We start from the raw sequence: 13,308 nt of genomic DNA on the forward strand, positions 1-13,308 counted from the left end.
TCACCAGCCCCAGCTGCCCGGAATCCCCTTGAACGGGCCGACGACATCGCTGGTGATCCAGCCTTCGTAGAACCCACCTTCCTGCGGGGTGGCGCGTTCACCGTCGACCTCGCACTCCAAGCGACTGGGCGAGAACGCGAGATGCCCTGTGATGGGCAGAAATTGCTCGGTCGGAGTCTCGTAGCTCCACGCCGCGCCTTCGCTGACCGCGTCACCACAGACGACATCCCAGTACGTCGCCGCGCCCTTCCATTCGCAGTGGGTGGACAGTGCCGCCGACGGCCTCAGGGCATCTGCGGCGACGTCGTCGCGCGGGATGTACCACGTCGGGGGATGGCTCGTTTCGAGGACTCGCCACGCCTCCCTGGTCTCGGCGACGAGGATTCCCCCGAACCTGACGGTGATCAATCGGTTCGAATACTCCAGACGCGGAGGGCGAGGGTAGTCCCACACCGACTCCTGCCCGGGGCCTGGCTGTAGCGGCGTCACGTCGGTCATCCTCTCGATGGTGCCACGGACTGCGCCGGTCCATCGGTGCTCACTGCCTCGTGCCTGCTCAGGGCGCATCGACCGGGTAGAGATCCTCGACGCGGTCGTCGTCGAGAACCCATCGGTCCACGTCGACGAGCGGATCGACGTCTGTGGTCTCCGGCTGTACTCGTTGCGCGGGCCGAACGGACGGCTTGTCCGGAACGGTCTCGACGATAGGTCCGGTCGGCCGGGTGATCTCGCGAGGGTCTTCGATGCCGGCACCGGTTTCGACGGCCTCGGGCGCGGGGGCGTCGGGTGTGGGGGCGTCGGGAATCTGGTCGACCGTCACCACGGTGCCCGACGGCACCCTGACCAGAATGCCCAGGCCGTGGGTGGCGGCGAGCAAGCTGACCGGCGCAACGGTGGCGATGGTCGCCGACAGCGCCGGATGCAATGTGCCTGCACCGGAAATGAAGGCGTGCATGGCGTTTGCCCCGATGCTGACGAGAGCGGCCGTGACCAACACCGCCCAGAAGAAGCGTCGACCACTGCGTTGATCCTCGAACTGGGCGAGAGCGATCACCGAAATGGTGGCCTGCAGAATCGTGCCGTCCACGATGACGGGCCACAGCCAGGACAGGCTCCGTGGAACACCCGCCATGGTCGCCAGGTCCCACAGCGCAGCGAAACTGAGAACGAACGACGCAATACCGATGACGGTGGTGATGACGACCGCACTAGCCAGCGTCGCCCGCAGGACCTTGTTCATGACTCGACATCCGCACCTGCCCACCGACAGAAAGCCTCGCCCCTCAAGCTCCGACGGCCGCTGCGTATCCGACGACGCCCGCCATACAGGTGAGCATGCACACGACGAGGGTGCCGACGGCGAACGGCCACGCAGTGCGTCCGCGAGCCAGGCGAACGAGAGTCGTCACCAGGCCCGCGACGCCGACGAGCCCCGCCGCCCCCAGTGTTGCTCCGACGGCGGTGACCGCCCCGTCGGCACTGCACGTCTCCGGAGGGCAGTGATCGAGAAACGCCAGCGAGAACACCCCGCCCAGCAATGCCACCCCGCCGAGCATCACCGTGAACACGAGAGCAGTCACCGAGACGGCGACGTCCCATCCCTTCACCCGAGGCGGCAACGGAGTTCGATCCACGTCGGTGAGACTAGGCCACCAGGAGTGGAGCCTGCAGGAACGACCCGTCAGACCAGGAGTGGAGCCTGCAGGAACGACCAGATCAGACCAGGAGTGGAGCCTGCAGGAACGACCCGCTAGGCGAAGCGAGCTTCGGCGCGGTAGTAGTCGGCACGATCGTGCGCGGACATTCCGCCCCACACTCCGTACGGTTCGTTCACCGACAGCGCGTGCGTGCGGCATCGGAGGAGCACCGGACACGTCGAGCAGATGTCCTTCGCCTTGCGCTCGCGTTGCGCGCGAGCGCGTCCACGCTCCCCCTCCGGGTGGTAGAACACCGACGAGTCGTACCCACGACACCGACCGTGCAACTGCCACTCCCACACATCTGCGGTCGGTACCGGCAACTCCACCGGCCTGGACGGCGCACCTCTCACCATCGGTGTCTCCTCTTCGGACGCTCGTGCGACAAGGCTCGTGACCTGTCCGCGCGGATGATGTAGTCGTGAACTAGTTCACTTTCTCGCATTCACCATATTTTTGGCAAGAAAGTCGTTCATTCGTATGCTTAAAAACCAGCACCGCTGCTTCATACCTCGCCCTCCGCCGAACCGAACGTGACGTTCGGTCACTTGAAGTGAGCGAATGTGCCGTTCGGTCACTTGGAGTGACCGAACGGTTCATTCGGTCCGAAGGTAGGTCTCGAGTTCGGCGATGATGGAGGCGGCGATGTCGGCGGGTGGTGGGCCGACGTCGATGACGATGGCCGGTTCGTCGGGGTCGATGGGTTCGAGGGTGGACATCTGGGTGTCGAGGAGGCCGCTGGGCATGAAGTGGTTCATGCGGGCGTTGAGTCTGCCGCTGATGCGTTCGCGGGAGCCTGCGAGGTGGACGAAGACGACGTTGCCCTCCGAACCTTTCCGCAGGACGTCACGGTAGCTGCGTTTGAGTGCCGAGCACGTGACGATTCCTGGCTCACCTGCTTCTGTGTGCGCTCGGATCCAGTCCGCGATGGTCTCGAGCCACGGCCATCGGTCTTCGTCGGTGAGTGGGTGGCCCGAGGCCATTTTAGCGACGTTGGCGTCGGGGTGCAGGTCGTCGCCCTCCTGCAGGTCCCATTTGAGTGCTCCGGCGAGAATGCCTGCGACGGTGGACTTTCCGGATCCGGATACGCCCATGATCACCAGTACCGGGTGCGTTGTCATGTCAGATCACCACACTCAACGCCAGGACACCGGCCAGGCCTGTCACCGAGATCACGCACTCCATCACGCTCCATGTCTTCAGATTCTGCACGACGGAGGTACCCAGATATTCCTTGACCAACCAGAATCCGGCGTCGTTGACGTGCGACAGGAAGAGTGAGCCTGCGCCGATGGCCAGGACCATCAGGGAGACGTGGGTCGAGGACAGTTCTGCTGCAACAGGAGCCAGGATTCCCGACGCGGTCACCGTGGCCACGGTTGCCGAACCGGTCGCGACGCGAATCAGTACCGCGACCAACCAGGCGAGGAAGAGAACGGGGAGGCTGCTGGATTTGATGGCGTCGGCGATGACGTCGGCGATTCCGGTGTCGATGAGTACTTGCTTGAAACCGCCTCCGGCGCCGACGATCAGGAGGATTCCGGCGATCGGGGGCAGTGAGCTCTCGAGGGATTTCGCGATCGCGGGCCGGTCCATTCCACCTCCGCGGCCGAGGAGGAAGATTCCGGCGAGGACGGCGATTCCCAGCGCGACCACGGGTGTGCCGAGGAAGTCGAGCAGACCCTTCAGTGGTGAACTCGATTCTGCGGCAATGACATCGGCCGCTGCCTTGCCGAGCATGAGGACCACGGGCAGCAGGATCGCAGCAAGGGTCGCCGCGAATGTCGGGCGTCGGCGCGATTCCTCGTTCTCGGATGTTTCGAACAGGGCGGGAACCGGCACGTCGACCCACTTGGACGCGAGCTTGCCGAACAGCGGTCCGGCGACGACGACCGTCGGGATCGCGACGATCACTCCGAGACCGAGCGTGAGTCCGAGGTTGGCGTCCAGCGCGGAGACGGCGACGAGCGGGCCCGGGTGCGGCGGCACGAGACCGTGCATCGCGGACAGTCCTGCCAGCGTCGGGATGGCGATTCGAATCAGAGGCTGACCGGACCGCCGGGCCACCAGGATGATCACCGGCATCAGCAGGACGAGGCCGATCTCGAAGAACATCGGAAGCCCGATCACGGCGCCGACGAGCGCCATCGTCCACGGAAGGAGCGCGGGCGAGGATTTCCCGACGAGTGTGTCGACCACGCGGTCCGCTCCGCCGGAATCGGCGAGCAGTTTTCCGAACATCGCGCCGAAGCCGATGAGGATGCCGACGCTGCCCATCGTCGATCCGAAGCCCTCGACGAACGCTGCGACCGAATCGGCTGCACCGAGTTCGGCGGCGATTCCGACTCCGACGGCTCCGATGGTCAGGGAGACGAACGGGTGGAGTTTGAGCCAGGTGATGAGACCGATGATGACCGCGACGCCGACGATCGCGGACAGGATGAGTCGAGCGTCCGACGCGGTGGCGCCGTCGGCGGCCTGAGCAAGTGTCGTGAGCATGGGCATTTACCTTTTCGGTGAGGTGGTCGGCACCTCCCCCGGGAGGTGACTCGGCTCACTATGCCCAAAAGTACGACGAATGACAAGACCTCGGCCGATTTGTACTACAAATAGCTAGACGGGCACCACTCGCTGCAGGAACGCGATCTGATCCGCGACGACGCGCTCGAAGGCGTCGCCGACGTAGATGGCAAAGTGCCCGTCGGGATAGCTCATGACCTCGCCGCGCGGCGCGCGTGCAGCGTGCCGGAGAGTTGCTTTCGCCGGGGCGACGGTGTCCGTCTCGCACACCGTGAACAGGATCGGACACGTGACGTTCGACGCATGACGCCCCGGTCGTCGCAGTGGGATGTCCAGCCCGACCCTGGCGAGAACCTCGTTGCGGAACGGCGCCCCGCTGGGAAGGAGCGCCAGGTAACCGTCGAGCGCATCCTCGGACGACATCAGCGCCGTCGCGCCCGGCTTGCCGGCGAGCGGGATCGTTCGGGGTGCTCGGCCGAGCGCAGAACCGAGCTTGTCGCGCAGAGCGCGAGCAGTAACACGCACCGCGACCAGTGGATTCGTCGCAAGCGCCGATGCAATGCCGTCGGTGAAGGGGCACTGGGAGATCACCGCATCGACGTGACCGTCCCGCGCCGCCGCGACGATCACGTGCCCGCCGCCGAACGACGTGCCCCAGAGCACGATCTTCTCGGCCCGGGTGCGGGCGAACGCGATGGCGGCTGCCCAGTCTTCCAACTGTTCGTCGATGTCGAGCAGCTGACGCGGCTCGCCGTCGCTGCCGCCGAAGTGCCGGTAGTCGAACACCAGGCACGAATATCCCTGGGCCGCGAACTTCTCCGCGAAGGCGTCGAGTCTCATCTCCTTGACGCCGCCGAGGCCGTGCCCCATGACCACCACCGGTGCACCGGCAGCCCCCTGGTAGAACCAGGCGGCGCACTCGATACCCCCGGACGGAAAACGCACGTCGACTCTGTCTGCAGTCATTGGACATCCCTCCCGCCCGTCACAGTAGCGGGAAGAGAACCCGGCGCACACGTGGCACGATCGAGAAGTGGTAGCCGAATCCTTGCAGTTGCACGTCACCGTCCTGGAGAAACTGGGACGCGACATCGTCGACGGAACGATCGTCCCGGGTACCCGGATTTCCGCCGACGACGTGGCTGCCCGCTTCGAGGTCTCGCGGACCGTGGTGCGCGAGGTCGTCCGCGTGCTGGAGTCGCTCGGGCTCCTGACCGTCAGACGCAAGGTAGGCATCACCGTGCAGGAGTCGACGGCGTGGAACGCACTCGATCCGCTGGTGATCCGGTGGCAACTGGCGGGCCCCGATCGCGCGAAGCAGCTGATCGTTCTCAGTGAACTTCGTTCCGGCATAGAGCCTTTGGCTGCTCGCCTGGCCGCTGATCGTGCGACCCCGCAGCAGTGCGGCCAGTTGACCGCGGCGGTGATCGGCATGTCGGCCACCTCTCGCGCCGCGAATTCCGACGCCTATCTCGCTCACGACTCCGATTTTCACCGCACGTTGCTCGCGGCGTCGGGCAATCCGATGTTGCGCTCGATGTCGGAGATCGTCGTCGAGGTACTCGCCGGTCGGACACGGCACGCGTTGATGCCGCACCAGGCCGATCCGGAAGCGATTCGTCTCCACGGCGTCGTCGCGTCGTCGATCCAGGCCGGGGACGCGGCCGCCGCGGAGCAGGCCATGCTCGAGATCGTCACCGAGTCCGCCGCCGCGATGTCCGCGACTGCACGGGGTGAGTGACACGATGCCCACTGCTCGACGCACCGGCCAGGGCCGTGACGAGTCACCGCGATCCGCGGGCGCCCTGGTGGACGAGGTCCTCGGTTCCGAGGCGCAGCGTGAACGTCGCCGACGAATCCTGGACTCGACTCTCGCGCTGGCATCGAAGGGCGGGTACGACGCGGTGCAGATGCGTGCGGTCGCCGAACGTGCCGACGTGGCTGTCGGAACGTTGTACCGCTATTTCCCGTCGAAAGTGCACCTGCTCGTGTCCGCGCTTGCCCGCGAGTTCGAGAAGATCGCCGCGAAACGCACGTTCCCGTCCGGCCGGACCCCGCGGGAACGCATGCATCTGGTCCTGAGTCAGATCACACGTGCGATGCAGCGTGATCCGTTGCTCACCGAAGCCATGACCCGAGCATTCATGTCGGCCGACGCCTCCGCGGCCGCCGAGGTCGATCATGTGGGTCGATTGATGGACCGAATGTTCGCCGAGGCGATGAGCGACGGTGAGCCGACACAGTTGCAGCTCAACATCGCTCGTGTCGTCAGCGACGTCTGGTTGTCCAATCTGGTGGCGTGGTTGACGCGACGATCGTCGGCGAACGATGTTGCGATGAGGCTGGAATTGACCGTCGACCTGCTCCTCGGAAACGCCGAAGCGTCGATGTGACGTGAGGGGACCGGTGAGCCGGTTCCGCGGCTATCGCATAGATTCATTCGAGTGACTGCTCTGGAACTGCCACTGGAACTCCGACGCGCTCTCATCGGCGTCGCCCGGACCCCTCGCCTCCTCGTCACCTCGGACTACGACGGCACGATGGCTCCCATCGTGTCCGATCCGCTGAAGGCGTTTCCCCACGCAGAGGCCGTCAGCGCCATGCGCGGGCTCGCGACGCTCGCCGGTACCACCGCGGCGGTCATCTCCGGCCGCGCACTACGTGACCTGGCAACACTGTCCCGGTTGCCCGCCGAAGTTCAGCTCGTCGGAAGCCACGGCAGTGAGTTCGACATCGGTTTCATCCACGCGATCGACGACAAGGCCAAGAAGCTGCTCGGTGACATCTCCGCCGAGATGGAGTCGATCGCCGGCCGATTCCCCGGCGTCGGAGTGGAGGTCAAGCCGGCGAGCGCTGCGCTGCACGTACGCAACGCCGAGCCCGTCGACGCGGAACGGGCGTTGAACGCCGTGCGCGAGGGCGTCGCCCGCCGTGACGGAGTGCAGGTCACCGAAGGCAAGTCGGTGATCGAACTCGCTGTCATCGTCACCGACAAGGGCGTCGCCCTGGACATCCTCCGGCACCAGGAAGGCGCGACCGCAGCGGTCTTCTTCGGCGACGACGTCACCGACGAGAAGGCCTTCGCTCGCCTCCACGGTCCGGACATCGGCGTCAAGGTCGGTGCAGGCGACAGTTCGGCCGAGTTCCGGATCGACTCCACGCAGCAGGTTGCGCTGGCCTTGGCGTTCTTGCTCGAGGAACGACGCCAGTGGCTCTCGGGAGCCGACGCGCCTCGTATCGAACGGCTGACGATGCTGGCCAGCCCCAATGCCGTCGCCCTGGTGACTCCCGACGCGGACCTCACCTGGCTGTGCCATCCGGAGCCCGATGCCGCTGCCGTCTTCGCGCACCTTCTCGGCGGCGACGAAGCGGGCCATTTCAGCGTCGGCCCGACGCGTACGGCTCTACCGCTGAGCCAGCAGTACGTCGACGGCACGATGACCGTGCAGACCAAGTGGTCGAGCCTCCAGGTCACCGACTACCTTCCGCACGACGTGCCCACCGGTCAGACGTGTGTGACACGCGTGATCACCGGAAAAGCCGCGGCGGTCGTGACGTTTGCGCCTCGCCCCGAGTTCGGCAAGGTCCGAGTGCAACTCGAACCCGAAGCCGACGGCCTCCGCATTCACGGCACGGCCGACCCGATGGTCTTGCGAAGCCCCGGAGTGCGGTGGAACGTCGTGTCCGACGGCACCCAGCAAACCGCTCATGCCGAGGTGGATCCGTCGAGCGGCCCGGTCGTTCTCGAATTGCGTTTGGGAACAGAGGATCTCGGACCGTCGGAAGTACCCGAGGTCGAGCGACGTCGGCAGGCCGAGGCGTACTGGAAGGAGTGGGTCGACGGACTGGCTCTTCCGCCGCTCAAACGAGATCTGATGAAGCGATCCGCCCTGACACTGCGCGGCCTCGTTCACGCGGAGTCGGGTTCCATCATGGCGGCCGCCACCACGTCACTGCCCGAGGAAATCGGCGGCGTCAGGAACTGGGACTACCGCTACTGCTGGCTACGCGACGCCGCCCTCACCGCCTCGGCGCTGGTCAACGTCGGTTCCACCGCCGAGGCGGAAAGCTACCTGTCTTGGATTCACGGTGTGCTGCAATCGGTTCCGGGACCGGAACGTCTGCATCCGCTGTACACCATCTGGGGTCTGGGACTCCCACCGGAAGCCGTCATCGACGAACTACCCGGGTACGCCGGCTCGCGGCCGGTGCGCGTCGGAAACGCCGCGAACCAGCAGGTTCAGCTCGACGTCTTCGGGCCGATCGTCGACCTCATCTCGTCGCTCGCGCACGCGCGTCAGGCGACAGGGCTGGAAGGGAAAGAGGCCCTGTCCGAGGACGATTGGTCGCTGGTCCGGTCCATGGTGGAGGCCGTGATGCGGCGGTGGACCGAACCCGATCACGGTATCTGGGAGATCCGCGGCAATCCTCGCCACCACGTCTACTCGAAAGTCATGGGCTGGTTGACGGTGGACCGGGCGCTGACCCTCGCCGCGAGCTTCGGCCGCACTGCCGAACCAACTTGGGAGACACTGCGTTCGACGATTCGCGCCGAGGTTCTCGAGCAGGGGTGGAACGACGAGGTCCAGTCCTACACCGCGGCGTACGACGGCACGGACCTCGACGCCGCCACGCTGCACATCGGCCTGTCCGGCCTGATCGATCCCTCGGACCCGCGGTTCGCCGCAACCGTCACCGCTACCGAAGCCGAACTGCGCAGTGGATCGACCGTCTACCGGTACCACCACGACGACGGTTTGCCCGGCGGCGAAGGCGGGTTCCACCTCTGTGCAGCCTGGCTCGTCGAGGCTTACCTGCTCGTCGGGCAGCGCGCCGAAGCGGAAGCCCTGTTCGCGCAGCTGGTCAGCGCGGCAGGACCCACCGGACTGCTCAGCGAGGAATACGATCCCGTCGCGGAGCGGTCACTGGGTAACCACCCGCAGGCCTACAGCCACCTCGGACTGCTCAGGTGCGCGGCGTTGCTCAGCTGAACACCCCCGCCGCTCACGCGGTGGGGGGAGCACCCGCAGTACGTCCCTTGACCAATTCGGTCGGCAGGAATTCGGCGGTCACGACGCCGGAGCGCGCGGTCGACGTCAGCAATGTGCCTGCGCGTCGACCCTTCTCCTCGGCGTCCTGACGAACCGTCGTCACGTTCTCTCGGATGGCGTCCTCGACGCCGTCGAATCCGGTGACGGTGAGTTCGCCGGGGACGTCGATGCCGGTGACCTTCGCGAAGTTCAGCGCTCCCAGTGCAAGGACGTCGGTGGTGCACAGCAGCGCGGTGGTGTCTCGATTCGCTTGCAGCGCTTGGGCTGCCGCCGAGTGGCCGGACCGTCGTGTGTGCTCGAAACGTTCGACGACGGTCAGAGCGTCCGGGTCGAGTCCGGCTTCCCGCATCGCGTCCTGGACTCCGGCGATACGCTCACGCTGGACGTGGAAGTGACTGTTGGCCAGCCGCACCGGGGGTACGACGCCGTCGCGTCGGTCCCGTCCGAGGCGCATGCACAGCACCGCGATGTGCTTGTGCCCGAGGGCGATGACCTGGTCGGCGATGAGTTTCATCGCGGCGCGGTCGTCGATGGCGACCAGTGCGGCTTCGGGGACGCCTCGTGGTTGGTCGCAGATGACGATGGGCAGGTGCCGTTCGCGGACGGCCAGGAGATAGGGGTCGTCGTCGGCGACGGAGTAGACGACGAAGGCGTCGACCCCTGCCTGTTGGACGACAGCCGCGGCGGCGGTGTCGTCTCGGTCCGGGCCTGCGGGAATCAGCAGCAGGCCTTGCCCGGCGGCTTCGCACGATTCCGCGAGGCCGGCGAGGAACGCCATGGCGGCCGGGTCGCGGAACGAGTAGCTCAGCGCCTCGGTAAGAACCAGACCGACAGCCCCGGCTTTCCGGGTACGCAGCGACCGTGCTACGGGATCGGGCCCGGCGTATCCGCGACGTTTGGCTGCCATCAGCACGCGTTCCCGCAGCTCAGGTGACAGTTGATCGGGGCGGTTGTAGGCGTTCGACACCGTGGTGCGTGACACCTTCAGTTCGGCGGCGATGGACGCCAATGTGGCCGGGCGACGCGGCTCCCTCGACCTGGACATACTCGGACGTTAGTCGCATACCGGGTCGCAGCGAAAATCGGGCCGTGTTTGCCCGATTCGATCGCTGACGTGCGCGAAGCTAGAATACAACGGTAACCGTTTCCAATTGCATCTGATTCTTCACTCCGAAGGAGTGCCCCCATGCGTCGCACCGCCACCACCCTCGTCGGCCTGTCCTGTGCAGCGGCCCTCGCGCTCAGCGCCTGCAGCTCCGACACGCAGTCCACCGCCTCCACCGACTCCGCCCCCGCGACCGCCGTCGACGGCCCCGTCACCATCGTGGCGTCGACCAACGTGTGGGGCAGCGTCGCCGAAGCCGTCGCAGGCGACCTCGCCACCGTCGACTCCATCATCGCGGACCCATCGGCCGATCCCCACTCCTACGAGGCGTCCCCCGGTGACGCAGCCAAGGTCGCCGAGGCCTCCCTGGTCGTCTACAACGGCGGCGGATACGACGAATTCATCGACGACATCCTGTCCTCCGAGGGCAAGAACGTCCCGAGCGTCAACGCCTTCGACCTCCTCGGAGAAGAACACGGTCACGAAGGCGAGGGCACCCACGAGGACGAGCCCGCCGCCGGAGAGGCTGCCACCGAGGACGAGCACGGCCACAGCCACGGCGAGGTCAACGAGCACGTCTGGTACAACGCCGAAGTTGCCGCTGCCACAGCAGAATCCATCGCCGAGAAGCTCGGACAGCTGGATCCGGACAACGCGGCGCAGTACACCGCGAACGCCGAGTCGTTCCACGAGCAGGTCCACGCCATCACCGACGTGACCGCGAAGATCGCGGCCGATCACCCCAATGCACCTGTCGCACAGACCGAACCGATCGCGCACTACCTGATCGAGGAGTCGAGCCTCGACGATCGCACACCGGAGGACTTCAAGGACGCCATCGAGGAGGGCAACGACCCGTCCCCCGCGTCCATCGCCGCGACACGTGACCTCTTCACCTCGAACAGCGTCGACGTTCTGATCTACAACATCCAGACCCAGGACGCAGTCACCCAGGACATCCGTTCCACGGCCGAGGCCGCGAACATTCCTGTCGTCGAGGTCACCGAGACCTTGCCGGAAGGCCAGACGTACATCCAGTGGCAGACCAAGGCTGCCGAGGATCTGCAAGCCGCACTCAGTGCATCCTGAGTGGGCCTGACCACCCAGGTGCTGGAAAGCTGTAACCCATGTCTGCTGTAGAACTGCGCGACGCCGGGCTGTCGTTCGGTGACCGCACGTTGTGGCAGAACCTCGACCTCGAGGTCGAGCCAGGAGAATTCGTGGCGATCCTCGGCCCCAACGGGTCGGGGAAAACCTCCCTGCTCAAGGTGTTGCTAGGCCAGAACCAGCTGACGTCGGGCACGGCGACCATCGGCGGCTCACCCGTCCGGCGGGGCCAGTCCGGCGTCGGATACGTCCCCCAGCAACGCAGCATCGACGACGGCCTGCCGCTCCGCGGACGCGACCTCGTCGGCCTCGGATGGGACGGGCACCGGTGGGGCCTCGGCTTCCGCGGAATGCGTGAGCGCAAGCGCATCGTCCAGGCCGCCATCGACCAGGTCGACGCGAACGCGTTCGCCGGAGCACCCGTCGGAACGATGTCCGGTGGCGAGCAGCAACGGCTCCGCATCGCGCAGGCACTCGTCGGCGATCCGTCGGTGCTGCTGTGCGACGAGCCACTGCTCAGCCTCGACCTTGCCAACCAACGCCTCGTGTCCGAACTGATCGATCGCCGACGCCGCGAGCACGACACCGCCGTCCTGTTCGTCACCCACGAGATCAACCCGATCCTCCCCCTCGTCGATCGAATCGTTTACATCGTCGACGGCAAGTTCCGCATCGGATCGCCGTCGACGGTCATGACCACCGAAGTTCTCTCCGAGCTCTACGGGACCGAGGTCGAGGTCCTCCGAGTCCGCGGACGCCTCGTCGTGGTCGGAACCGGCGACTCCATCGACGCACTCGGCACCGCAGGTGCGCACCACCCCCCGACCGAGGACGTCTCATGAACGAGAAAGTCGTCGACGCCTTCTCCAAGATGCTCGATTTCAGTTCCACCGCCAACCTGCTCGGATACGACTTCGTCCAGCAAGCGCTCATCGCCGCCGCGATCCTCGGACTCCTCGCCGGAGCACTGGGACCACTCATCGTCAGCAGGCAATGGGCGTTCGCAGTCCACGGCTCGAGCGAACTGTCCTTGACGGGCGCATCGGCGGCACTGCTGGTGGGCATCACCGTCGGGCTCGGTGCCATCGTGGGATCCGTCGTCGCCGCCGTGATGTTCGCGCTACTGGGATCCAAGGCACGCGACCGCGACTCCGTCATCGGCGTCATCATGTCCTTCGGTCTCGGATTGTCGGTCCTCTTCATCTGGCTCTACCCAGGACGAACCGGAACGAGCTTCTCGCTCCTCATCGGCCAGATCGTCGGCGTCGGGCAGAGCGGCCTGCAGTTGCTGCTGATCTGCGCCGTCGTCGTGCTGATCGTGTTGGCCGTCGTCTATCGCCCGTTGCTGTTCGCCAGCACCGACCCGGAGGTCGCCCTGGCCCGTGGCGTCCCGGTGCGCGCACTGTCGGTCGTGTTCGCGGTGCTCGTCGGTGTTGCCTGTGCTCTGGGCGTCCAGATCGTCGGAGCACTCCTGGTGCTGTCGCTGCTGATCACGCCCGCCGCCGCCGCTGCCCGCGTCACCGCGAGCCCGTTGAAGGCGACGATCCTGTCGATCGTGTTCGCCGAGACCGCAGCGGTGGGCGGAATCCTGCTGTCGCTCGCTCCCGGCGTTCCCGTCTCGACGTTCGTCACCACCATCTCGTTCGTCATCTACCTCGTCTGCCGGGCCGTCGGTTCGCGGAGGAAGTCCAACTCGGGGCGTGTGCTCGTCTGATCCGGTTTCACCGGTCCTGAGTGCACACGAATCGCCTCCTGGGGTCACATCCGGCCCTGCGGACCCGACTTGTGTGCACTGGGGTCGCCCGCGCACCTCGGAGCGAATGTGCCG

General features: G+C 66.1%; 14 protein-coding genes. 6 read left to right on the top strand and 8 right to left on the bottom strand.

All coding sequences use genetic code 11. The features are described 5' to 3' along the window. The 7 genes from CH290_RS03530 to CH290_RS03560 form a co-directional block, all read right to left on the bottom strand. Positions 1–567, bottom strand: a complete 567-nt coding sequence (locus tag CH290_RS03530; protein WP_033190154.1) for a DUF427 domain-containing protein — start codon at positions 565–567, stop codon at positions 1–3. After that, a complete protein-coding gene (locus CH290_RS03535) occupies positions 557–1,240 on the bottom strand; it encodes a DUF2637 domain-containing protein (RefSeq protein ID WP_094695942.1) in 684 nt (227 codons plus the stop codon). The genes CH290_RS03530 and CH290_RS03535 overlap by 11 nt, the downstream gene beginning before the upstream one ends. A gap of 43 nt (positions 1,241–1,283) precedes the next feature. Further along, a complete protein-coding gene (locus CH290_RS03540) occupies positions 1,284–1,607 on the bottom strand; it encodes a hypothetical protein (RefSeq protein ID WP_020110901.1) in 324 nt (107 codons plus the stop codon). Positions 1,608–1,750: 143 nt separating this feature from the next. Further along, complete coding sequence (locus CH290_RS03545) at positions 1,751–2,053, bottom strand: WhiB family transcriptional regulator (protein ID WP_033190153.1); 303 nt, start codon at positions 2,051–2,053, stop codon at positions 1,751–1,753. 240 nt (positions 2,054–2,293) lie between these two features. Continuing rightward, on the bottom strand, positions 2,294–2,818 hold the full coding sequence (locus CH290_RS03550) for a gluconokinase (protein ID WP_020110902.1): 525 nt from the start codon (positions 2,816–2,818) through the stop codon (positions 2,294–2,296). A 1-nt stretch (position 2,819) separates the two neighbouring features. Next, a complete protein-coding gene (locus tag CH290_RS03555; protein ID WP_019663100.1) occupies positions 2,820–4,196 on the bottom strand; it encodes a GntP family permease in 1,377 nt (458 codons plus the stop codon). Positions 4,197–4,310: 114 nt separating this feature from the next. Next, positions 4,311–5,183 carry an alpha/beta hydrolase gene (locus tag CH290_RS03560; RefSeq protein ID WP_020110903.1) on the bottom strand — a complete coding sequence of 291 codons (873 nt, stop codon included), beginning with the start codon at positions 5,181–5,183 and terminating at the stop codon, positions 4,311–4,313. Between the two features lie 67 nt (positions 5,184–5,250). Here CH290_RS03560 and CH290_RS03565 point away from each other — a divergent pair, with 67 nt between their 5' ends. Genes CH290_RS03565 through otsB form a run of 3 tightly spaced genes read left to right on the top strand, consistent with a single transcriptional unit; the run spans position 5,251 to position 9,208 of the window. Continuing rightward, entirely contained in the window at positions 5,251–5,958 is a 708-nt protein-coding gene (locus tag CH290_RS03565) for a FadR/GntR family transcriptional regulator (protein ID WP_019663098.1), read from the top strand. A 4-nt stretch (positions 5,959–5,962) separates the two neighbouring features. After that, positions 5,963–6,610, top strand: a complete 648-nt coding sequence (gene kstR, locus CH290_RS03570) for a cholesterol catabolism transcriptional regulator KstR (RefSeq protein ID WP_026347427.1) — start codon at positions 5,963–5,965, stop codon at positions 6,608–6,610. A gap of 51 nt (positions 6,611–6,661) precedes the next feature. Further along, positions 6,662–9,208, top strand: a complete 2,547-nt coding sequence (gene otsB / locus CH290_RS03575) for a trehalose-phosphatase (RefSeq protein ID WP_019663096.1) — start codon at positions 6,662–6,664, stop codon at positions 9,206–9,208. Positions 9,209–9,221: 13 nt separating this feature from the next. Here the strand turns inward: otsB and CH290_RS03580 are convergent, their stop codons facing one another. Further along, complete coding sequence (locus tag CH290_RS03580; RefSeq protein ID WP_026347426.1) at positions 9,222–10,313, bottom strand: LacI family DNA-binding transcriptional regulator; 1,092 nt, start codon at positions 10,311–10,313, stop codon at positions 9,222–9,224. Positions 10,314–10,454: 141 nt separating this feature from the next. Here CH290_RS03580 and CH290_RS03585 point away from each other — a divergent pair, with 141 nt between their 5' ends. From CH290_RS03585 to CH290_RS03595, 3 genes are read left to right on the top strand one after another with little or no spacing between them, the layout of a single operon-like run. Beyond that, positions 10,455–11,462, top strand: a complete 1,008-nt coding sequence (locus tag CH290_RS03585) for a metal ABC transporter solute-binding protein, Zn/Mn family (RefSeq protein ID WP_019663094.1) — start codon at positions 10,455–10,457, stop codon at positions 11,460–11,462. Positions 11,463–11,500: 38 nt separating this feature from the next. Next, positions 11,501–12,322: a metal ABC transporter ATP-binding protein gene (locus CH290_RS03590; RefSeq protein WP_019663093.1), complete on the top strand. Its 822-nt coding sequence runs from the start codon at positions 11,501–11,503 to the stop codon at positions 12,320–12,322. Further along, on the top strand, positions 12,319–13,194 hold the full coding sequence (locus CH290_RS03595) for a metal ABC transporter permease (RefSeq protein ID WP_020110905.1): 876 nt from the start codon (positions 12,319–12,321) through the stop codon (positions 13,192–13,194). The genes CH290_RS03590 and CH290_RS03595 overlap by 4 nt, the downstream gene beginning before the upstream one ends. The last annotated feature ends 114 nt before the right edge of the window (positions 13,195–13,308 follow it).

Origin of the sequence: Rhodococcus sp. 06-156-4, assembly GCF_002259345.1 — a bacterium.
In the GTDB taxonomy this organism is placed as follows: Bacteria; Actinomycetota; Actinomycetes; order Mycobacteriales; family Mycobacteriaceae; genus Rhodococcoides; species Rhodococcoides fascians_E.

Excerpts from the sequence above, each read along its gene's own strand:
- CH290_RS03530 (WP_033190154.1), bottom strand. The coding sequence starts at position 567 with ATGCGCCCTGAGCAGGCACGAGGCAGTGAGCACCGATGGACCGGCGCA.
- CH290_RS03535 (WP_094695942.1), bottom strand. The coding sequence starts at position 1,240 with ATGAACAAGGTCCTGCGGGCGACGCTGGCTAGTGCGGTCGTCATCACC.
- CH290_RS03545 (WP_033190153.1), bottom strand. The coding sequence starts at position 2,053 with ATGGTGAGAGGTGCGCCGTCCAGGCCGGTGGAGTTGCCGGTACCGACC.
- CH290_RS03550 (WP_020110902.1), bottom strand. The coding sequence starts at position 2,818 with ATGACAACGCACCCGGTACTGGTGATCATGGGCGTATCCGGATCCGGA.
- CH290_RS03555 (WP_019663100.1), bottom strand. The coding sequence starts at position 4,196 with ATGCTCACGACACTTGCTCAGGCCGCCGACGGCGCCACCGCGTCGGAC.
- CH290_RS03560 (WP_020110903.1), bottom strand. The coding sequence starts at position 5,183 with ATGACTGCAGACAGAGTCGACGTGCGTTTTCCGTCCGGGGGTATCGAG.
- kstR (WP_026347427.1), top strand. The coding sequence starts at position 5,963 with ATGCCCACTGCTCGACGCACCGGCCAGGGCCGTGACGAGTCACCGCGA.
- CH290_RS03580 (WP_026347426.1), bottom strand. The coding sequence starts at position 10,313 with ATGTCCAGGTCGAGGGAGCCGCGTCGCCCGGCCACATTGGCGTCCATC.
- CH290_RS03585 (WP_019663094.1), top strand. The coding sequence starts at position 10,455 with ATGCGTCGCACCGCCACCACCCTCGTCGGCCTGTCCTGTGCAGCGGCC.
- CH290_RS03590 (WP_019663093.1), top strand. The coding sequence starts at position 11,501 with ATGTCTGCTGTAGAACTGCGCGACGCCGGGCTGTCGTTCGGTGACCGC.
- CH290_RS03595 (WP_020110905.1), top strand. The coding sequence starts at position 12,319 with ATGAACGAGAAAGTCGTCGACGCCTTCTCCAAGATGCTCGATTTCAGT.